This is a genomic window from Paucilactobacillus nenjiangensis (assembly GCF_005405445.1).
Lineage (GTDB): Bacteria > Bacillota > Bacilli > Lactobacillales > Lactobacillaceae > Paucilactobacillus > Paucilactobacillus nenjiangensis.
The window spans coordinates 1-21,375 of sequence record NZ_BJEB01000036.1 but is presented as its reverse complement, the minus strand read 5'-3'; the positions used below and the strand labels follow the sequence as shown (position 1 = coordinate 21,375).

Below are 21,375 nucleotides of genomic sequence, written 5' to 3'. Positions count from 1 at the left end.
CCGACAACGGAGAAACTAGCAGCTTGATGTTAATGATTGTGAAATTCTAGGTCATCAGTACTTCTTGACAAAGAACCGTCATTTTTTATTGTTAGAGAGTGTCTAAGATAGTTTTTAATTCGCCAGCAGATAACTGTCCAGGGGCAGATGATTTGCCAACAGAACCAAACGTAGCCACGCTACCAAAAGTTTTACCAGCAACACGGCTAATTTTACCTAAATCACCCATCGACATGGTTAATAGCGGTTGAGTGACTTGATGATCTGCCGCAATCGTCGCATCCATTAAGTTCATCACATCTTCGCGATATTTTGGCATTACCGCAACTTTAATGATGTCTGGATTGGCTTTAGCCATTTGCGACATGAGGAAAATTAATTCATTTTTCTCAGGAGTTTTTTCAAAATCGTGATGGCTCATAATCATGGTGACGTCACCATTAGTAGTCAATGAGCGTAGTTGGCCAATTTCAACATCTTCACGGGAGAATTCTACGTCAATAGCATCGACAATTTCAGCTTGGATTAACTGATTGTAGGCGTCAACGTAAATCGTGCCAGGGTAATCAAATTCGCCGCCTTCTTTAACGGTTCGGCTAGTGGCGATGATGGGAATATCGCCCAAGGTGGACTTTAAGTCGATGGCGGTACCGACTAAGGTATCAAAATCTGACAAGTCCGATTGTAAATAATCAAGGCGCCATTCAACCATATCAGCAGCGGAATGGGTGATTTTTTCTGCTTGCTTCAAAACGGATTCATAGTTTTCAGCAATGATGGGCACAATAATTCGTTCGGGTTGGTCTGAACCTAATTCAAGTCCACCAACGATAATTGTTTTACTTTTTTGATCCATAATTTTTTACTTCCTTCGTGTGTCTTAACTTGAGAATATCACGTCATTAACGTGTTTGTAAACAATAAAAATGACCGTCGGCTATTAACTGACGGCCATTCAATTGAATTAATTTTTAAGCTTGGTTTTCTTTTTTAGCAGTTAATTTCTTTTCAAGTTCAGTAACTACTTCGGCATGTTTCTTTTCAGTTAAGGTAACTTTCAACATGTAAACGAAAGCGGCGATAACAATCAAAACGATAGGTGCGTAGAACATGTAAGTTCTGAAATTGAATAATTCACCAGAACTAATGCTACTTGGTTTGGCATTACCAATCATACCTGAATGAACGGCAGCTAAACCAACGATACTGTTAGCAATGGCACCAGCTAATTTATCAATCAAAGGACGAACTGACAAGGTAACTGATTCATTACGAGTACCATTCTTTAATTGGCCATATTCAACACTATCAGTGATAGTCATCAAAGCTGCCAAGAAAATCATTGGGTAAGGGAAGAAGAAAATACCAACGGCAATCAGTACCATGACGATGTTTTGACCGGCAAAGAGGAACAATAGGTAACCAACAAGCATCATAGCAATCCCACCAACGTAAATCGCACGACGTTTAATCAATACAACAACAGTTGGGAAGAGTGAAACTGAGATAATTCCTAAAATAGCAGTAATGACACCGACCATTGAGAAGGCACTAGTGTTTCCAAGTACATATTGGAAGTAGTAAGCCATCAATGAGTTAGTAACCACATAACTTAAAGCAAATAAGAAATATGAAAGAGCTAACCACATTAATTGATCATTTTGGCCGATAACTTTGAAGACATCACGGAAACGAGTTCTTTCAGTATCTTCACGGATAATGTTCTTTTGTTCTTTGGTACCAAGGGCAGTTGCTAAAGCACCTAAGAATGACACGGCACCAACAACAATGGCGAAGCCTAACCAACCAGCACGAGTTTTCTCATCACCAGTTGTACCTGAGAAGGTTTGTGATAACCAAATAATTAATGGGAAGATGAAGATTGGAACACTTTGGGCACCTAATGTTGATCCAAAACGACCAATGGTACCGAATTTAGCACGAACTTTTGAATCAACACTTAAAGCGGGCAGCATTGACCAAAATGAAATATCTTTAAATGAATAGAAGATGTCCAACACAACAAACGAAATTCCGAAAAGAATTAAGTAAAGTGTAGGGTTCTTAGTGGTTAAACCACCAAAGTTAGTAAAGATAATAACTAACATAATGGAACTAACTCCAGCCCCGATGAGTAACCAAGGCTTGAATTTACCCCATTTAGTATTGGTGTTATCAACTGCACCACCGATGATTGGATCAAAAATAATTTCAACTAATCGAATTGCAGTCATCAGTAATGTAACGTAACCAATCATCCGAGCGTTAAAAGCAGAATCGCTTGTGTCGAATAATTGACTGGTAACAAACAACATTAGATAAGTACTTAATGTTGCGTAGAACATGTCATGCCCGAAGGCACCTGCTGCATATGAAGAATACTGTTTAGTATGTTCCATGATTTTCTCCTGTTTCCCCAAATTTTAATATCTGTGTTCCATAATTTTTTCTAGGATTTTGTCTCGTTGTTCTGTTTTAGCAACATCGAAACGGGTTTCTTCGAGATCATTGAAGTCATCAATAATAATCAATGCTTCTAGGTATAATCGAAGTTCGCGCTTGATATATTTTATATCGTCTTCGCCTTCACGTTGAGGATTTGTTCCAACAATTAGTCGGGCAAATTCTTTCGCGTCAATTTTAATTTTGTCATCGTTTGCCATAATGTACAACTCCTTCTTTACAAATAAATAATAGCAATGTAAACGCTTTCTATAATCTAAGCCTAAATGAGTAAAATAGCAAGACTTTTTTAGTAAAAATAGTAAACTAAAGAGTGTGAAAAAAGTAACATATCAGTATTTACGCGCTATGGAGGGCGATTTGATACTCTAAATATTTTTAGTAAAAATAAATCGATTTACCTAATTTTAAGATAATGAAAAAAATTTAATTTTTATTTTCTTCATTATATGTGATGTGAATCTCGTAAAAAGAGCTTAAAGTTGGGCAATTGTCAGTGTATTTAATGACGATGTTTAAAAAGGGTTGACATGAATATGTTGTATTTGTTAAGATATATCCAATGAAATTCACAGGAGATTTTAATATGCTAACAACACACGGAAAAGTAAATAGCTTTTATTACTATTGGTTTATGAAGTGATGTTTGGGTTGACCTCAGACGCAAACATCACGTTCGCGTCTAGGTGACCAATAGTTTTTGAGCATATTAAAAACAATTAGCCACATAGATGTTTCAGCAATCTAAAACACTGTGTGGCTTTTAATAATTATAGGCTATTTGCCTAGTTTTAAGCTTGGAAGTCCCGCAGTGTACACACTGTGGGACTTTTTGTTTCGGTAGAAGGGAGTGAATAATGTTATGACTAAGAGAATTGAAGTAGATGGACATACAGAGTTATACGGATTATTTGCTTATCCTGCAAAACATAGTTTATCGCCATTGATGCATAATCATAGTTTTGAAAAAAATGGAATAAATGCGAAATATTTAGCATTTGACATTGGCCCTGATGACACACAAGCAGCGATTCAAGCAATTAAGACATTAGATTTGAAAGGCGTAAATTTATCCATGCCTTTTAAACAAAAAGTAATTCCATATTTAGATCACATCACTGAACGAGCCGAGTTACTCCAATCAGTTAATGTGATTAAAAACGAACAAGGTGTCTTAACTGGTGATTCTGTCGATGGGGCTGGCTTCTTTGAATCATTAGAGGCAAGTGGAATTAATCCTAAACATCAAACACTGACAATCTTTGGAGCGGGTGGCGCAGGCCTATCAATTATTCAAGCAGCGATTGATCACGGGGCAAAGGAGATTAATGTCTTTAAGCGGCATGGCAAGAATTTTGATACCGTAAAACACCAACTTGAGTTGATGAATGATGGTCATGCGGGAGATGTAAATATCATTGATTACGACGATGAAACTACCATGATTGAAAAAATTAAAGTGAGTCAAATTGTTATCAATAGTACCAACCTAGGCATGGGTGACTATCAAGCGCAAATGCCAGCTCCACCTGGAGTATTAGCAGCATTAACAAACCAAGTAGTGTGTGATGTCATTTACTCACCTGCTAAAACAAAATTTTTAGAATTTGCGAAAGAACAAGGATGCACCATTTTTAATGGGTTAGGAATGTTAGTGTATCAAGGCGCATTAAGCTTTAAATGGTGGACGAACACAGAAATGCCGGTCGATGAAATCAAACAACTAATACTAGAGAGATAAACGAAAGAGGTAATTAATTATGATAATCGTATTAAAAGAAGCTACAGCCAAACAAACCATGCAAACTTTGAAAAATCACTTTGAAGGTACCACAGATGTTTTCACACACAACAATCGGATTGCATTGAACAAAGTGAAACCAGAACAATTAACTGATGAAGAAAAAGCAGGCGCTGAAGAAATTATTATGAACCACCCGGCAGCTGTTCAAGGTAGCCGCGAATTTCACCCAGAAGATACGGTAATTAAGTTACGCCATACAACTATTGGTGGTGACACTGGCCTAACAATGATGTCAGGACCATGTTCAGTTGAATCAGAAGAACATGTGAAAGCCATGGCAGCAGTCGCCAAAGAAGGTGGAGCAACAGTACTTCGTGGTGGTGCCTTTAAACCACGGACTTCACCATACACATTCCAAGGACTTGGCGTGGATGGGCTTAAATACTTAAGAGAAGCAGCCGATGAACAAGGTATGGACATGATTACTGAAGTCATGGATGAAGAACATTTAGACGTTGTGCTCGAATATACCGATGTCCTTCAAATTGGTGCACGTAACATGCAAAACTTCTCACTTTTAAAAGCGGTCGGCAAAGTGGACAAACCAGTGTTATTGAAACGTGGAATGTCAGCTTCAATCGACGACTTGTTAAATGCAGCCGAATACATCGCTGCTGGTGGAAATCATCAAATTATTTTGTCAGAACGAGGCATTCGTTCATTTGATTCAAAATACACACGTAACTTGTTTGATGTTAGTGCAATGCCCGTTTTGAAAAAGTTAACTCATTACCCATTAATTGCTGATCCTAGCCATGCTGAAGGACACTGGGATTTGGTTACCCCAATGGCTTTATCTGCAGTGGCTGCTGGAGCTGATGGTATCGTAGTTGAAATTCATGATAATCCAGAAAAAGCTTTATCTGATGGACCTCAAGCACTCAAACCAGATACTTATTTGGAAATGACTCGCAAAGCTTTTGCATTAGCAGATACATTACAAGAATTAAATATGGGAAAAGAGGCCGTTATTAATGGCTAAAGTGGATGTTAATCTCACTGATAAGAATTACACGGTGTTGATTGAAAATGGTTTATTAGCTCGGATTGGTGAATTGGTGGCAGCACATTGGCAACCACGTCAAATTGCATTAATTACTGATACTAATGTAGGACCATTATATTCAGCCAAAGTGATCTCAAAATTGAGCGAACAAAACTTTCAAGTCCACGAATATGTGGTACCGGCTGGTGAAAGCTCAAAGTCTTGGGAAGTTGCGTCAGAGTTAGCATCTAAAATGGCTGCTGACCACTTTACACGGACTGATGCTGTGATTGCATTAGGCGGTGGAGTGATGGGTGACTTGGCCGGTTTCTTGGCCTCAACCTATATGCGCGGCATTGACTTCATTCAAATTCCAACCTCATTATTAGCCCAAGTTGACAGTTCAGTTGGTGGTAAAACGGCAATTGACTTAGGCGAAGCTAAAAACATTATTGGTACTTTTTATCAACCAGACGCGGTCTTTATTGATCCGGAAACTTTGGATACCTTGTCCGATCGGTATGTCGCTGAAGGCTATGGGGAAATTGTTAAAACGGCTGCACTAGATTCAGTTGATTTCTGGAACTTAATCGAAACTATCGATTCAATTGCAGATATTCGTGGGCACGCAACTGAATTAAGCCAACGCAGTATTGGTTATAAAGCTAAAATTGTGATGGAAGATGAAAAAGAAGCCGGCAACCGGGCACTGTTGAACTTTGGTCATACCATGGGCCACGCCATTGAACTGTTAGCACACGGCGATTTAGCACATGGTGAGGCAGTTAGTATTGGCATGACGCACATCATGCAAGTCTTCGAAGAACACGGAATGGCTGATGCAGGGATTACGGCGACAATTAAAGAGCGATTTGCAGCGGTGGGATTACCAACTGATTCAGACTTATTATTTACCGATGCATTTTACGAAAAGATTCTTAATGATAAAAAGAATAGAAATGGTACACTTAATCTTGTGTACGTGAAAACATTTGGAGAACCTGCTATTTATGGGATTCCATCGACTTCAGTCAAAGATTTTTTTAATAATAAAGATTAATTAAGGGGTTTTAGATATGCGTTACGTTACTGCGGGTGAGTCACACGGCCCAGAACTTACAGCGATTATTGAAGGCATTCCTGCCGGATTACACATTTCAGCAGACAAAATTAACGACGATTTACACCGTCGCCAACAAGGATACGGTCGTGGAAATCGCATGAAGATTGAAACGGACCAAGTCAAAATTTTGAATGGTGTCCGTCATCAAAAAGCATTAGGCTCACCAATTACCTTAAATGTGACTAATGATGATCATGCTCACTGGGGTGAAATTATGTCACCAACCGCTGAAGAAACACCAGATAATAGTGTGCGGAAAGTGACGCGTCCGCGTCCAGGACATGCTGATTTGGTTGGGGGAATGAAATACCAACATACAGACTTACGGAATGTCTTGGAACGTTCCAGTGCGCGTGAAACAACCATGCGCGTGGCAGTGGGTAGTTTATGTAAACAGTTATTATCTGAACTAGGTGTTGAAGTACTCGGATTTGTCCGTGAAATTGGCGGAATTGAAGCTGATGCAGACAAATTGTCACAATTTGAAGGGCTGACTGATTTAAAGAAAGTTACTGATGAAAGTGAAACTCGGACTTTTGATGCTGATGCCGATGAAAAAATGAAAGCATTGATTGATGAAACCAAGCGTGCCGGCGATACTCTCGGCGGCGTGGTTGAAGTGATTGCAACGGGGATGCCAGCTGGAATTGGTAGTTATGTCGGAGCTGATACTAAATTAGACGCTAAAGTGGCCGCATCGATTGTGGGTATTAATGCATTTAAGGGAGTCGAATTTGGTGATGGGTTCCAATTTGCCAAGAATCCAGGGAGCCAAGGAATGGATGAAATATTCTATTCTGAAGAAACTGGTTTTTATCGCAAATCTAACCATTTAGGTGGTTTTGAAGGCGGCATGACTAATGGCCAACCAGTTGTCGTAAAGGCCGTTATGAAGCCAATTCCTACTCTATACAAACCTTTGATGAGTGTAGATGTTAATACCAAAGAAGCTTACAAAGCAAACGTAGAACGTTCCGATACAACGGCAGTTACTGCTGCCGCGGTAGTGGCAGAAGCCATGGTGGCAATCACCTTAGCCGAAGCGTTACTGGATAAGTTTGATACGGATGCGATTGATCGTTTAAAGGCGCAACTCGCTGCCTATAAAGAAGAAATTAAGAAATATTAGGAGTTGAACAAAATGTCTACAGTTGATTTACCTAACAGTAATAGTGGTCTTCATGGAGCGTTAACGGTTCCTGGTGACAAAAGCATTTCGCATCGAAGTATTATGCTGGGCGCAATTAGTCACGGGACAACCACAGTTGATCATTTCCTTTTATCTGATGACTGTTTACACACGATTGGTGCATTTCGTGAACTCGGTGTCAAAATTGATGTAGATGGAGATCACGTATCTATAGAAGGTAAAGGTGGTTTTCGCAATTTTGATAAGCCAAAGAAACCGTTAGATATGGGAAATTCGGGTACTTCCACGCGGTTGCTATTAGGACTATTGGCAAACCAACCATTTGATATTGCTATGTTTGGGGATGCTTCACTAAGTAAGCGTCCAATCAAACGAGTGAGTGATCCTTTAACTCAAATGGGTGCCAAAGTTGCAGCAACGAATGGCAATTTTTTGCCGTTAACTTTACATCCCAATGATGGACTAACTGGTATTGACTACAAACTACCAGTGGCCAGCGCACAAGTTAAAAGTGCGTTGATTTGGGCCGGATTACAAGCTGAAACTCCTAGTCATTTAACAGAAAAACTCATTACACGTAATCATACTGAAAAGATGTTGGAACAATTTGGCGGTCATTTGGAACAAGATGGCTTAAATATCACGGTGACACCACAGTCTGATTTTACCGCGCAACATGTAACCGTTCCGGGTGATATTTCTTCTGCTGCTTTCTTCCTGATTGCGGGGGCCTGTGTGCCGGGCAGTGAGATTACTCTCAATAAAGTTGGCTTGAACGATACTCGAGATGGTATTTTAAAGGCGCTTGATCAAATGGGTGCCCAGTATACGATTAATAACCGCACCAATGACAGCGAGCCAATGGGTGATATCACGATTGGTTATCAACAACTGAACGCTTTAACACTAGGCGCTGCTGATGTTCCTGCATTAGTTGATGAAATTCCATTGTTGGCATTGGCTGCGACTCAGGCCAAAGGTCAGACGGTAATCACTGGTGCTGAAGAATTGCGCGTTAAGGAAACTGATCGAATTGCGACAGTGACAGAAGAATTAACTAAAATGGGTGCTGATATTACGGCCACGCCAGATGGCTTTATTATTAATGGTGGTACGAAACTTCATGCTGCCAACACACCTCTCCAATCGCATGGTGATCACCGTATCGGTATGATGATGGCAGTCGCAAATTTGATGGCTGATGGTGACAATCAATTAGCTGATGCTGATGCAATTGCAGTTTCTTATCCTCAATTCTTTGATGATTTGAAGAGCTTGAATAAGTAGTGTGCGAGTCGTTCCGGGTTGGCCTTGAGGACTAACGAAAATAATTATATTTCGTAGTTTGAAATAAATTATTAAAGTTAGACACAGAGGACAGGAACGACGAGCATGACTCAGGTGATTGGACCGTCTCGAGGACTAACGAAAATAATTATATTTCGTAGTTTGAAATAAATTATTAAAGTTAGACACGATAACAGGAACTACGAGCATGAGTCAGTTAGGCAAAATAAGCATAAATGGGAGTTCTAAGATGAGAATTGTGGTAAATGGACTGGGCGAAATGGGAGCATCACTCGCATTAGCTATTAAAAATGGACAAGAAAATGCTGAAATTATTGGTGTTGACCTCAATGTTAAAACGCTACAACGCGCCAAAGAAATTGGCTTAGCAGACGAAGTTAACACGGATTTATTTGCGGTTGCTCCGACGGCGGATGTGATTATTTTAGCCACGCCCATTCATATTATTATCGATAGTCTTCATAAGCTTTCTCATGCTGATTTAAAATCAACCGTCCTCATTACTGATACGGGTAGTACCAAAAAACAGGTAATGGATGCGGCCGATGAATTGATTAACAACGGGACTAGTTTTGTTGGTGGCCATGCAATGGCCGGAACAGCAAAAGCCGGAATTGATGCACTTGATGCACACTTGTACGATTCAGCACCATACTTTCTGGTTTCAGAAAACCAGGCAGATTTGGATCGACTGCGGAACTTATTGTCATCATTACATTTAAATTTTGTCGAAACTACTGCAAAAAAACATGATGAAATGATGGCCATGCTCAGTGACTTACCGCATATTGTTGCGGCAAGTTTGGTCAATGCGTCTTCGTTGACTTTAGCAAACCATCCAGAATTACCACAATATGCTGCCGGTGGATTTAAAGATACAACGCGAATCGGTGGTGCGGATCCACAAATGTGGACGGATATTTTACAAACTAATCGGGATGCAACCCTCGAAGCAATTGAGCTGTATCAGCAACAAATCGACACTTTAAAACAAGCATTAATAAATAATAACTCAACCGAGATTTTTGATTTTTTTGCTGCTTCTAAGCAAACTCGGATGACAATGGAGGATGATTTCTAATGGCTCATGTAGTTTTAGTTGGCTTTATGGGAACTGGCAAAACCACGGTTGGCGCAGAATTGGCTAAACGAATGGAATTAACTCAGTTTGATTTAGATGATTTGATTGAAGCGAAACTCGGAGAAACCATTAAGACGTTTTTTGCCCGTGAAGGTGAAGCTAAGTTTAGAGAAATCGAGACTGAAGTTTTAGATGAGTATTTAGATAACGAAGGTATTCTCTCAACAGGCGGCGGGGTAGTCATGAAAGACTTAAATCGTGAATTGTTGAAGGAAACACAAACTCCGGTAGTTTATTTACGTACGCAACCAAATAAAATTATGGATCGCTTGAGCGGTGAAACTGACGGCCGTCCAGTATTGAAAAATATGACCTCTAAACGTTTCAATGACTTATGGCAATTTAGAGCGCCGCTGTATGAGGAAGTCTCTGATATTGTGATTGATACTGACCAATTAACACCGAAAGAATTATCGTATGAAATTATGAGAATGATTGGCGAGAGGAGAACTAAGTAATGGAATTGGATCATCTTCGACAACAAATTGACGAATGTGATAATGAAATCATGACGGCATTAGAAAAAAGATTACAAGTCGTTCATCAAGTGGGAGAATACAAAGCAGCACACAATTTGCCCATCGTTCAAACGAGTCGTCGTCAAGAATTAATTAAACGGCTTCAAGAAGAATTTGGTAGTGATAATCTGACTCCCGAATTTATCAAAGATTTATATGGCTTGATTATTAATCATGCTGAATCATTGGAGTAAATCGCTTTAATTAGCGACACATACATATCTTTGTATGAACTAATAAAATATTGTGGACAATATACAATTTAAGTTAACAAAAAACAGTTCTCAAAGTAGAATCGAATTAAAATTCTTTAACTACTTGATAACTGTTTTTTTATTTGTTCACAATGGAATGAGCTTCTATAAAAGTGCTATATGTTTGAACTTATAGGAATAATTATATCTCTAAAAATTAAATTGTTGATCTGTTCACTATTTTTTTCAGAGTTTTGTATGCCTGACATTAAAATCCCAGATGCAGTTTTTTTAACATCTCCGTCATTTTTTGCATTTAAATAATATTTAATTGCTCCATTTTTCGAATTGTAGTCAAGTAAAGTTATTGTAATTTTTATGTATTTTCCCTTTAATGACTTAGCTCCAATCAGCATGTGGTTTAGAACATCCCTGATTGTACCAAAATACGGGCTTTCGTAATTGATATATTCTGAGTCTAAGTAATATTTATCAGATAAAATTGACAATCTTTGAATCTTTTCTGACGGTACTGTGAGTTCCGTTCTTTTTGTATTACTTAATTTGAACATATTGTCACCTCCAAGTGACATTAACCACAATATTGATTAAATTCAATGGATATCGTTGAATTGATTCATCACGCTTTTGTAACAAGACTATGTCACTCTTTTTTAACAATTTTCCTCTATCTATTTTATTGCATGTGATTAAATTTCGTATATTGTAACATGTTTTTATTGAGTTTCAATTGAATTTTGTCCCGTATTTCACTAATTTTTGTGGATTACAACGAATATTAAAATGATAAAATACTGATAAATTAGTAAAATTTGACAATTTTATAAAAAAGTATATTAAACATATTAAATATATCGCCCCATTCTTAATACTAATTTTCACAATGATTTTAATTGTAATCTCATTTAAGCTGATTAATTTTATTAAAAATTTGAGAAAATAGCGATAAACGTTTGGAAATTAAGATAATTCGCTTTGAAAAATATATATTCTAATAATTTTATTAAAACAAAATTAGAATAATATTGTGAAAAGTATTCAATCTTTGTGAAGAATGTGGTACAATACCTCCTGTAAACGTTTGCAATTAAATATAAAAATTTAAGGAGATGGCATTAACATGCGATATGACTATGATGGAAAAGTTGCTATTGTAACAGGTGGTGCTAAAGGAATCGGCCGTGAGGTCGTGCAGGGTATTGTGAATGGTGGCGGTAAAGTCGCATTATTAGACATTGACGATGATGCAGGTAAAAAAACCGTTGCTGATATGGGCGACGGAAATAGATTTTATCACGTTGATCAAGCGAATAGGGAAGAAGTTAATTCAACATTTGCTCAAATTATTAAAGATTTCACAAAAGTAGATTTATTGGTTAATGTTGCTGGAATTATTAGTGCAAAGCCATTTGATGAATTACCTCCAGAAGAATGGGATCGCACAATTAAAATTAACTTAACGGGTCCATACAACACTGTTGCAGCAATATGGAGCCACTTTAAAGATAATGGTGGCGGTAGAATTGTAAATGTTTCTTCTGTTGCTGGTAAAATTGGCGGTGGATTATTAGGTACTGTTGCTTACGCTTCTTCAAAGGCGGGCTTAAATGGATTCACCAAGGCCGTTGCAAAAGAGGGAGGAAAATATGGTATTTATGCAAATGCTGTAGCACCTTCATTTACACATACATCAATGACTAAGTCGTTATCTGAAGATCCGGAAAAGAACGCAAAAGTAATTGGAATTATTCCTTTGGGTCGGCCAGCAGAAGCCGTGGAAATCGCTCAAATGATTCTCTTCTTTGGATCTGATGCTGCTAGCTTTATTACAGGAGAAATTGGTGACGCTGATGGTGGCGTTGTAATGGATGGCTAGGGAGGAGTGAATTGATATGGCTGAAAATGTAAAGAAGAAAAAACATTTTTCTATTCCAGGTGGTAATATTATTATCCCCATGTTTATTGGTGCGGCAATTAACACCTTTTTCCCTTCATTTTTAAAAATTGGAGGTTTTACAACTCCGCTTGCAACTGGGTCAGGTGCACTTGTTGGATCGTTCCTCTTTGTTATTGGGGGAACAATTTCATTTAAAACTGCACCTGCTGCAATTAAACGTGGTGGTTCAATTATCTTGACGAAAGTTATTGTTGCCGTTGTACTTGGATTATTAGTTGGTAAGTTAATGAACAACAACTTCTTAGGTCTGAGTGCACTTGCAATCATTGGTGGTATGTCTGGTGCCAACAATGCCATGTATGCAGGGATTGTTCATGACTTTGGAGATGAAGTCGATGAAGCTGCAGTTGGTATCACAATTCTAAGTGTTGGGCCTTATGTTACTATGATTGCCTTAGCAGCATCAGGGCTGGCAACATTTTCAATTGTTACTTTATTAGCAACCATTCTGCCTTTGTTAGTTGGTATGATTCTTGCCAACCTATTTCCAGCAGTTAAAAAGATTCTTAATGATGGTATGAATGCATCTATCGTTGTTGTTGGATTTGCACTGGGATGTTCTATGAACTTCCAACAAATCTTTGTTTCAGGAGCATCTGGTATTTTGTTAGGTGTCATCATTACTCTTGTTGGTGGTGTATTTACAATACTCGTCGACAAATTAGTAGGTGGCTCAGGTGTTGCCGGAGCTGCAATTTCAAGTTGTGCTGGTGCCAACATGGCAACTCCTGCTGCCCTTGCAGCTGTTGATGCTAGTTATAAATCTATCCAAACGACGGCAACAACTCAAATTACTGCAGCTGTTGTTGTCACAGCGATTTTGACTCCAATGCTTACCGCGTGGATTGCAAAACGCAATGCAAAAAAACGTGGTGAAACTAAAGTTGAAGCTCAAGCATAAAAATTATTTCATTTTAGATTATTTTTAAATTGGAATTAAGTGCATGTCTACATTTAACTTCAGAAAAAATATTTATAACATTTGTGAGAACTGTGTAAAAGCAGTTCTCATTTTTTGTTAAAATAGATGTGAAAGTACGAGGTGTTGAAATGAATCCAAATCAAGAAAAACAATTAACGTTAATCGAAGAATTTGTCACTAAAGAAATGAGCGCCGATACAAGTGGACACGGGATGGATCATCTGAATCGTGTCACCAAAATGATCAATAAGATTGGACCGCACGAACAGGCGGATATGTTTATTAGTCTGGCAGCCGGGTGGCTACATGATGTCATTGATGACAAGCTGACGAACCAGCCGGAACAACAACAGATGAAAGTATGGTCATTTTTAAAATTGATTGGAGCCACCAACAATCAGGTTCAAGCCATCAAAAATATTATTTTGAACATGTCGTTTTCAAAGAGTTTATCTGGTAGTCAATCTGAATTATCAATTGAGGGCCAAGTGGTCCAAGACGCTGATCGGTTGGATGCGATTGGGGCATTAGGGATTGGCCGGGCGTTTTATTACAGTGGTCATATGGGTGAGGAAATGTATAATCCAAGCGTTGAGCCCAGATTGAATTTAACTAAGGAACAATATCGAAATGAACCTGGAACAACGATTAATCATTTTTACGAAAAGCTGTTCCTAATTACTGATCGATTAAACACTGAGACAGCTAAGCAAATTGGGGCTAAACGACAAGCAATCATGCAGGATTTTGTCAAACATTTTAAGCAAGAATGGAATGGCGATTAGTTATAATAAGATAATTAATTTAGATGATTATTAATTTTTCTTTATGAGAAATGGTATTTACTAGCCAAGCCACTTTAGTTTTAGGTATAATTATTGTATTCATAAGAAAAGTATAAAGTGTGGAGGAACATTGATTGCAAATTAACAATCAACGTGTCTGGTTACTGAACGTAATCAGAGGAGCATTAATAGGCTCCGGATTTATTTTACCAGGTATTAGTGGTGGTGCATTGTCGGTGGTTTTTGGGTTGTATGAACCACTAATCAAATTTTTGGCCCATCCGTTTAAGAACTTTAGACAAAACTTTTTCTTCTTTCTACCGGTTGGAATAGGTGGAATACTGGGGGTTTTTGGCTTATCGTTTGCGGTTAGTTACCTATTAGGGAATTACGAAACGATTGTTCTTTGGTTCTTTATCGGCGCAATTTTAGGGACCATTCCCGCCATGTGGCAAGATTCTGGTAAGTGTGGACGCGCAAAATTAGATATTGGCCTAATGATTATTGCGTTTATCTGTATGACCTTGTTTTTAAAGTTTGGCTTGTCAAATGTCAGCCAGATTGATGCCAATTTATGGTCATGGGTATTAGCCGGAATTTTAATTGGATTAGGGTTGGTGATTCCAGGCTTGAGTCCTTCTAATTTTCTGATTTATTTAGGACTTTACAAGGGAATGTCAGATGGAATCAAAACTGGGGATGTTGGCGTGCTTTTACCATTGTTTATTGGCGTGGTGTTGGTGATTGCGTTGCTTTCCAAAGTGATGAATTGGCTGTTTGAAATTGCGTATTCTAAACTGTTTCACATCGTGTTTGGCATCGTGATGGCATCGACCATTATGATTGTTCCAACTGATTATCACGGCATCGGTATGATGGGAATCGTAGCAGCGGTGGTATTATGTATTTTAGGAACCATTTTAGGATGGAAAATGAGTCAATTAGAAAAAGTCGTTAGTAAATAATTTGATCAATAAGGAGAAATTAATTGGAAGTTAGTATTGTATATTGGATAGGCTTTTTTGCCTTCATTGTTGTAATGTTGTTACTTGATTTAGGCGTGTTTCACAAAGGAAATGAAGCACCCACTATCAAGTCGTCTTTACTGTGGAGTGCATTTTGGATTGTGTTAGCTTTCTGTTTTGCCGGCTGGATTTGGTCATATGCTGGGGCAAGTTATTCATTAGACTTTATCACTGCTTATTTATTGGAAAAATCGTTAAGTATTGATAACTTGTTCATCTTTATTTTGGTCTTTGGCTTCTTCAAAATTGATGTTAAATACCAGCATCGATTACTATTCTGGGGTGTCTTTGGGGCCTTAGTCATGCGAGTAATCTTCATCTTTGCTGGAGTGGCCTTATTGGACAAGTTCAAATGGCTAATGATTATTTTTGGAATCTTCCTGATTTACACCGGGATTAATATGTTGTTTGAAAAAGATGGTGGCACCAAGAGCTTGAACGATAGTCCAATTATCAAAGTCATTCGCAAAGTGATTCCCATTAAAGAAGATGCGACTGAGCCTCATTTCTTAACCAGAGTTGATGGTAAACTAATGGCGACACAATTCTTAGTAGCCTTACTCTTTATTGAAGCATCTGACTTACTGTTTGCGGTTGATTCGATTCCGGCCGTTTTATCAGTTTCTCAAAATACCTTTATTGTGGTTACATCTAACATTTTTGCGATTATGGGATTACGTTCGCTATACTTCGCATTAAACGGTGTCTTACCACTATTCCGTTATATTAAATATGCGCTGTCAGTTATCTTAGCCTTTATCGGAGTTAAGATGGTCTTGAATGAAAGTGCGCACTACTTTGGTTGGCATTTTCAAATTTCAAACGTCGTGTCATTGCTGGTGATTGTCGTGTTAATTACGATTGCCATCGTTGCGTCAATCATCGTCGATAAAGCGGAACAACGTAAAAAAATGTAATTCGTATAAAAAAGGACTTTTCCATCGCGGAAGAGTCCTTTACTTTTTGGCCAAAATAACTATTCTTAAAATCAGGTTTGTTAAGGTAGAAATAATAATTGCCAGTACCATCGCTGAATAGAGTGGCAGCATGAATGATTGTAAGGTGGTGGCAATATCAACTGTTTGGGTGATGAAAGTCATGATTAAAGAAATGACCGCCATGACAATGATGAAGAAGACAACGCCGGATAAAGAACTGTTTAAATCGGACCGACTTAAGTCAAAACCACCCACACAAATGTTAATCAGCACTAAAATCCAAATGATAATCCCGATGATTCCATATGGTGAATCGGAAAATAGGCTCAAATCAGAAATTGACTGGGTACTGACGTAGGTTTGCCACGAAGATAGAGCGTTTGGTACTAACCACTTTGAAAGCAACCAAATGACTATCGTATTGCCAATAATTGGGGCAATCCCGATGAATAAATTTCCCAATCGTTGATAAAAATTTGACCGATTAAAGCTATGTGACACATAACCTAACGCTTGGTCATCCGGATCATTTTTCTTAGGAAAACGAACGAGGCGAAACTTTTCAATTTTATGATGAAAAATCAGTGCCATAATCAGATGGCTGGATTCATGAATGGCAATGCCAATGAAGCCCATCCAGATTTGAGCATTATAGCCAAAATAATTGGCCGTAATCTTTTTACTGTTGTGATTGACTAACACTAAAAATGTGCCAAAAATAATAGGAAAAATGGCGACATACAGTAATAAATATCCAAAATTTGTGATGAGGGAATTTGTCATAGTTTATCTTTCTATTGTTTTAAGTCGACAAACTTGCCATTGACGACTGATGCCATATCTGCAGCGTTGATTTTTATGGAACGACCAATTTTACCGGAAGAAACATAAATTTCTGGTACGGTCGTGGCTTCTTGATCAATATAGATCGGGTATTTGAACTTTTCGTAAATACCAATTGGAGTATTGGCACCATGTTCATAACCGGTCGTTTTGAGTAAATCAGTTAAAGGTACCATCGACACCTTTTTATTGCCAGATTCCTTGGCTAGTTTTTTTTCATCCAAATGCCAATCCACAGGTACCACGCCAACGACTGGACCCGTAGTTGGCCCTGTGAGAACTAGGGTTTTATAGATTAAATGTTCATCTATGTCACCATGATTAACGTCTAGTTGTTGAACGTCGCCCTCTTGTTTGGTGGGAAATTCGGTTTGTTCATAATTGACTTGATGTTTATCGAGAATTTGTTCAACTAAAGTTTTTTTAACTTTCTTTTTTTTACCCATGAGTAACCTCCAAATAAGTTTCGTTGGGTCGGACCAATTTTATTAAAGTATACATCCAATTAGAAAATCTGTTATACTTTTGAGAGAATAGAATAACGAGTGCCAAAATATAGGAGTTAGTTTTCATGGCAGATTTAGTATACCGCAAGATAATGCATGACCTCAAAGCGCGAATTTTTAACCAAGAATTCGAAAATAAAAAATTACCAGATGAACGTAGTCTGAGTGAGTCATACAGCGTGAGTCGTAGTTCCATTAAACGTGCGTTAAACGTGATGGCTCAACAAGGAATTATTTTTAAAAAACGTGGTTCAGGAACCTTCATTAATCCACTGTATTTAAAAAATCAGTCGCTCTTTAATTATGAAGGAACTAACCTAGGTGTGACAGATAGTTTTCATATGGCCGGTAAACATCCTAGCATTAAATTACTTGATTATCAGGTTATTCCAGCTAGCAAGGAATTACAACAAGATTTATTCTTGGGACCAGATGATTTTGTCTATGAAATCAAACGGTTACGCTTATTTGATGACGAACCAATCATCATTGAAACTGGCTATATTCCTATTAAAGTGATGCCAGGATTAACGCAAAAGGTAGTCAAAGGTTCAATCTTTAATTACTTATCTGAAATCGAAGGCAAGTCAGTTACCAAATCATTTATGTCGATTTTGGCCGAACCATCCAATGCCAAGGATCAAGAACTACTGGGATTAACTGAAAATGAACCAGTTGGAATCATGGAAGGAATTTTTTTCTTGGATGATGGAACCCCATTTGAAGTTTCCAATATGCGAGTTCATTACAAGTATTTAAAATATAATACATTTGTTAGTTTAGATGAAGAATAAGATGAATTCTTCATCTTTTTTTATCGATAAATTCAAATTATCGACTTAAATCAGCCATTTTTTTAGACTATGATGAGGTCTGAAGCGTTTATTTACTTGAATTACAATATGTCAATAAAAATTGGACCGTATCAATTTTCAAAAAAGTTGACTTTTTCGAAAATGTAGGTAAAATAGTCATTGTAAATTGTTACTTAGGTATATTTACGTAAGTCGCATCAAACACTATGTTGTTATTAATTCATTTAATTTAAGGAGTGTTAATTTCATGGCAGTAGATTTTGATTCAAAAGAATATCTAGCTAAAGTCGATGCTTGGTGGCGTGCTACCAACTACCTTTCAGCAGGTATGATCTTTTTAAAGAACAACCCTTTGTTCTCAGTTACAAATACACCAATCCAAGCTGACGATGTTAAAGTTAAGCCTATTGGTCACTGGGGTACTATCTCAGGCCAAACTTTCCTTTATGCTCATGCTAACCGTTTAATCAACAAGTTTGATTTAAACATGTTCTATATCGGTGGCCCAGGTCACGGTGGACAAGTTATGGTTACCAACAGTTATTTGGATGGTTCATATACTGAAGCCTACCCAGAAATTACTCAAGATGTTGAAGGTATGACTCGCTTATTCAAGCGTTTCTCATTCCCAGGTGGAATTGGTTCACATATGACTGCCCAAACACCAGGTTCACTTCATGAAGGTGGAGAACTTGGGTACTCATTATCACACGCAACTGGTGCTATCTTAGATAACCCAGACCAAATTGCATTTACTGTAATTGGTGATGGTGAAGTTGAAACTGGACCTGCCATGACAGCATGGCACTCAATCAAATTCGTTAACCCTAAGAATGATGGTGCAGTATTGCCTATCTTAGACTTAAACGGATTCAAGATTTCAAACCCAACTATTTTCTCACGTATGAGTGATGTTGAAATTACTAAGTTCTTCGAAGGACTTGGCTACTCACCTCGCTTTATTGAAAACTCAGATATCCATGATTACATGGCTTATCACGAATTAGCTGCTAAGACATTTGATGACGCTATCCGCGATATCAAAGACATCCAAAATGACGCACGTGAAAACGGTCGTTACCAAGATGGCGAAATTGCAGCATGGCCTGTTATCATTGCTCGTTTACCTAAGGGCTGGGGCGGACCTAAGTTCGATACAGCAGGAATGCCTATCGAAAATTCATTCCGTGCTCACCAAGTGCCATTGGGTCTTGCACAACACAAGTTGGCAGAATTGCCTGAATTCGAAGAATGGTTGAATTCATACAAACCAACTGAATTGTTCAACACTGATGGTTCACTTAAGGACGAAGTTGCAGCTATGGCACCTAAGGGTGACAAGCGTATGGCAAGTAACCCAGTTGCTAATGCCGGCCGCCGTCGTGGTGAAAAAGCTCCAGAACTAGCTATGGCTAGCTGGAAAGACTTCGCCAACGAAATTACTCCAGAAAACCGTGGAACTGAATTAGCTGATGCTAACCGTAACATGGATATGAACGTACTTTCTGGATTCTTTGCTGATATTGCTAAGAAGAACCCAACTACATTCCGTATCTTCGGACCTGACGAAACTATGTCAAACCGTCTATGGGATATGTTCAAGGTTTCTAACCGTCAATGGATGGAAGAAGTTCACGAACCAAATGACCAACATGAAGGTCCTGAAGGCCGTATCTTAGATGCACAACTTTCAGAACATCAAGCTGAAGGTTGGCTAGAATCATATACACTTACTGGTCGTACTGGTGTCTTCACATCTTACGAATCATTCCTTCGTGTAGTGGATTCAATGATTACTCAACACTTCAAGTGGATTCGCCAAGCTGCAGAACAACCATGGCGTAACGATTATCCATCATTGAACTTGATTTCTACATCTACTGTATTCCAACAAGATCATAATGGATACACTCACCAAGATCCAGGTATGTTAACTCACTTGTCTGAAAAGAAGGCTGACTTTGTTCGCCAATACTTGCCAGGCGATGCTAACACATTACTTGCTGTCTTTGGTCGTGCATTTACTGAACGTCAAAAGATTAACCACGTTGTTGCTTCAAAACAACCACGTCAACAATGGTTCTCAGTTGATGAAGCTGAAACACTTGCTAACGAAGGTTTGAAGACAATCGACTGGGCATCTACTGTTGCTGAAGGCGAAGACGCTGATATTATTTTCGCATCTGCTGGTGTTGAACCAACAAACGAATCATTAGCTACTATCGACCTTATTCATGAAGCATTCCCAACTGTCAAATTCCGTTATGTAAACGTTGTTGAATTAAACCGTCTACAAAAGAAGAATGGTAAGCAAAATGCTGACCGTGCTTTGACTGACGCTGAATTTACTAAGTTCTTCGGCGAATCAGGAACTCCTGTATTATTCGGATTCCATGGTTACGAAGACTTGATTGAATCATACTTCTACGAACGCGCTCACCTCGGTTTGAGTGTTCATGGATACCGTGAAGATGGTGATATTACTACTGCATACGACATGCGTGTATACTCACAATTGGATCGTTTCAACCAAGCTAAAGATGCTGCTTCATTGTTAGCTGCTAAGGGAGCAATCTCACAAGCAGACGCTGATGCATTTGATAAGAAGATGGATGCCATCTTGGCTAAGCATTTCGATGTTACTCGTAATGAAGGACATGATATTCCTGAATTTACTGACTGGACATGGAAAGCTGTTAAATAATTAACATTGTTAATTGAAGGAAGCTTCTGCTCATCGAATGAGTAGAAGCTTTTTTTTGTGGGTCTTCGTCAACTGGTATTGGTGACCCAGATATTGGGTTCTTTGTCAAGAAGTACTGATGACCTAGAATTTCACAATCATTAACATCAAGCTGCTAGTTTCTCCGTTGTCGG

Annotated in this window: 21 protein-coding genes; 15 read left to right on the top strand and 6 right to left on the bottom strand. The window is 38.4% G+C overall.

The features are described 5' to 3' along the window. Positions 1-91: 91 nt before the first annotated feature. The 3 genes from aroD to FFM59_RS06390 form a co-directional block, all read right to left on the bottom strand. The gene (aroD, locus tag FFM59_RS06400; protein WP_137602223.1) at positions 92-856 is read right to left on the bottom strand and encodes a type I 3-dehydroquinate dehydratase; all 765 of its coding nucleotides are present in this window, start codon (positions 854-856) and stop codon (positions 92-94) included. Between the two features lie 115 nt (positions 857-971). Continuing rightward, positions 972-2,399, bottom strand: coding sequence for a glycoside-pentoside-hexuronide (GPH):cation symporter (locus FFM59_RS06395; protein ID WP_137602222.1), 1,428 nt, complete (start codon positions 2,397-2,399; stop codon positions 972-974). A gap of 24 nt (positions 2,400-2,423) precedes the next feature. Continuing rightward, a complete protein-coding gene (locus FFM59_RS06390; RefSeq protein ID WP_371858084.1) occupies positions 2,424-2,663 on the bottom strand; it encodes a hypothetical protein in 240 nt (79 codons plus the stop codon). Positions 2,664-3,325: 662 nt separating this feature from the next. Between FFM59_RS06390 and aroE the strand changes: the two genes are divergently transcribed. From aroE to FFM59_RS06350, 8 genes are all read left to right on the top strand, one after another. Beyond that, on the top strand, positions 3,326-4,204 hold the full coding sequence (gene aroE / locus FFM59_RS06385; RefSeq protein WP_137602221.1) for a shikimate dehydrogenase: 879 nt from the start codon (positions 3,326-3,328) through the stop codon (positions 4,202-4,204). Positions 4,205-4,223: 19 nt separating this feature from the next. Beyond that, positions 4,224-5,249 carry a 3-deoxy-7-phosphoheptulonate synthase gene (aroF, locus tag FFM59_RS06380; RefSeq protein ID WP_137602220.1) on the top strand — a complete coding sequence of 342 codons (1,026 nt, stop codon included), beginning with the start codon at positions 4,224-4,226 and terminating at the stop codon, positions 5,247-5,249. Further along, positions 5,242-6,312 (top strand): 3-dehydroquinate synthase, encoded by a 1,071-nt coding sequence (gene aroB / locus FFM59_RS06375; protein ID WP_137602219.1) that lies wholly within the window; start codon positions 5,242-5,244, stop codon positions 6,310-6,312. The genes aroF and aroB overlap by 8 nt, the downstream gene beginning before the upstream one ends. Positions 6,313-6,328: 16 nt before the next feature. Next, positions 6,329-7,504 (top strand): chorismate synthase, encoded by a 1,176-nt coding sequence (gene aroC, locus FFM59_RS06370; RefSeq protein WP_137602218.1) that lies wholly within the window; start codon positions 6,329-6,331, stop codon positions 7,502-7,504. 12 nt (positions 7,505-7,516) lie between these two features. Then, positions 7,517-8,812 carry a 3-phosphoshikimate 1-carboxyvinyltransferase gene (gene aroA / locus FFM59_RS06365; protein WP_137602217.1) on the top strand — a complete coding sequence of 432 codons (1,296 nt, stop codon included), beginning with the start codon at positions 7,517-7,519 and terminating at the stop codon, positions 8,810-8,812. Positions 8,813-9,062: 250 nt separating this feature from the next. Then, positions 9,063-9,914, top strand: coding sequence for a prephenate dehydrogenase (locus tag FFM59_RS06360; RefSeq protein ID WP_170175950.1), 852 nt, complete (start codon positions 9,063-9,065; stop codon positions 9,912-9,914). Then, positions 9,914-10,432 carry a shikimate kinase gene (locus tag FFM59_RS06355; RefSeq protein WP_137602215.1) on the top strand — a complete coding sequence of 173 codons (519 nt, stop codon included), beginning with the start codon at positions 9,914-9,916 and terminating at the stop codon, positions 10,430-10,432. Before FFM59_RS06360 ends, FFM59_RS06355 begins: the two co-directional genes overlap by 1 nt. Beyond that, positions 10,432-10,686, top strand: coding sequence for a chorismate mutase (locus tag FFM59_RS06350; RefSeq protein ID WP_137602214.1), 255 nt, complete (start codon positions 10,432-10,434; stop codon positions 10,684-10,686). Before FFM59_RS06355 ends, FFM59_RS06350 begins: the two co-directional genes overlap by 1 nt. Positions 10,687-10,862: 176 nt before the next feature. Here the strand turns inward: FFM59_RS06350 and FFM59_RS06345 are convergent, their stop codons facing one another. Further along, the gene (locus tag FFM59_RS06345; protein ID WP_137602213.1) at positions 10,863-11,258 is read right to left on the bottom strand and encodes a hypothetical protein; all 396 of its coding nucleotides are present in this window, start codon (positions 11,256-11,258) and stop codon (positions 10,863-10,865) included. Between the two features lie 569 nt (positions 11,259-11,827). On the opposite strand from FFM59_RS06345, the gene FFM59_RS06340 reads away from it, so the two are divergent. The 5 genes from FFM59_RS06340 to FFM59_RS06320 all read left to right on the top strand — a co-directional run bounded on the left by FFM59_RS06340 (position 11,828) and on the right by FFM59_RS06320 (position 16,313). Beyond that, positions 11,828-12,583, top strand: coding sequence for an SDR family NAD(P)-dependent oxidoreductase (locus FFM59_RS06340; protein ID WP_137602212.1), 756 nt, complete (start codon positions 11,828-11,830; stop codon positions 12,581-12,583). Between the two features lie 16 nt (positions 12,584-12,599). Next, positions 12,600-13,565, top strand: a complete 966-nt coding sequence (locus FFM59_RS06335; RefSeq protein WP_137602211.1) for a 2-keto-3-deoxygluconate permease — start codon at positions 12,600-12,602, stop codon at positions 13,563-13,565. 149 nt (positions 13,566-13,714) lie between these two features. Beyond that, the gene (locus FFM59_RS06330) at positions 13,715-14,371 is read left to right on the top strand and encodes an HD domain-containing protein (RefSeq protein ID WP_137602210.1); all 657 of its coding nucleotides are present in this window, start codon (positions 13,715-13,717) and stop codon (positions 14,369-14,371) included. A gap of 140 nt (positions 14,372-14,511) precedes the next feature. After that, positions 14,512-15,336: a DUF368 domain-containing protein gene (locus tag FFM59_RS06325; protein ID WP_137602224.1), complete on the top strand. Its 825-nt coding sequence runs from the start codon at positions 14,512-14,514 to the stop codon at positions 15,334-15,336. Positions 15,337-15,359: 23 nt separating this feature from the next. Then, complete coding sequence (locus tag FFM59_RS06320; protein WP_137602209.1) at positions 15,360-16,313, top strand: TerC/Alx family metal homeostasis membrane protein; 954 nt, start codon at positions 15,360-15,362, stop codon at positions 16,311-16,313. A gap of 39 nt (positions 16,314-16,352) precedes the next feature. On the opposite strand, the gene FFM59_RS06315 is transcribed toward FFM59_RS06320, so the two are convergent. Together FFM59_RS06315 and FFM59_RS06310 are read right to left on the bottom strand one after the other, a co-directional pair. Continuing rightward, positions 16,353-17,117: a hypothetical protein gene (locus tag FFM59_RS06315; RefSeq protein WP_137602208.1), complete on the bottom strand. Its 765-nt coding sequence runs from the start codon at positions 17,115-17,117 to the stop codon at positions 16,353-16,355. Positions 17,118-17,128: 11 nt separating this feature from the next. After that, positions 17,129-17,623: a YbaK/EbsC family protein gene (locus tag FFM59_RS06310; RefSeq protein ID WP_137602207.1), complete on the bottom strand. Its 495-nt coding sequence runs from the start codon at positions 17,621-17,623 to the stop codon at positions 17,129-17,131. A 125-nt stretch (positions 17,624-17,748) separates the two neighbouring features. On the opposite strand from FFM59_RS06310, the gene FFM59_RS06305 reads away from it, so the two are divergent. Both FFM59_RS06305 and FFM59_RS06300 read left to right on the top strand, forming a co-directional pair. Beyond that, positions 17,749-18,477: a GntR family transcriptional regulator gene (locus FFM59_RS06305; protein ID WP_137602206.1), complete on the top strand. Its 729-nt coding sequence runs from the start codon at positions 17,749-17,751 to the stop codon at positions 18,475-18,477. Positions 18,478-18,745: 268 nt separating this feature from the next. Then, positions 18,746-21,202 (top strand): phosphoketolase family protein, encoded by a 2,457-nt coding sequence (locus FFM59_RS06300; RefSeq protein ID WP_137602205.1) that lies wholly within the window; start codon positions 18,746-18,748, stop codon positions 21,200-21,202. Positions 21,203-21,375: the final 173 nt, after the last annotated feature.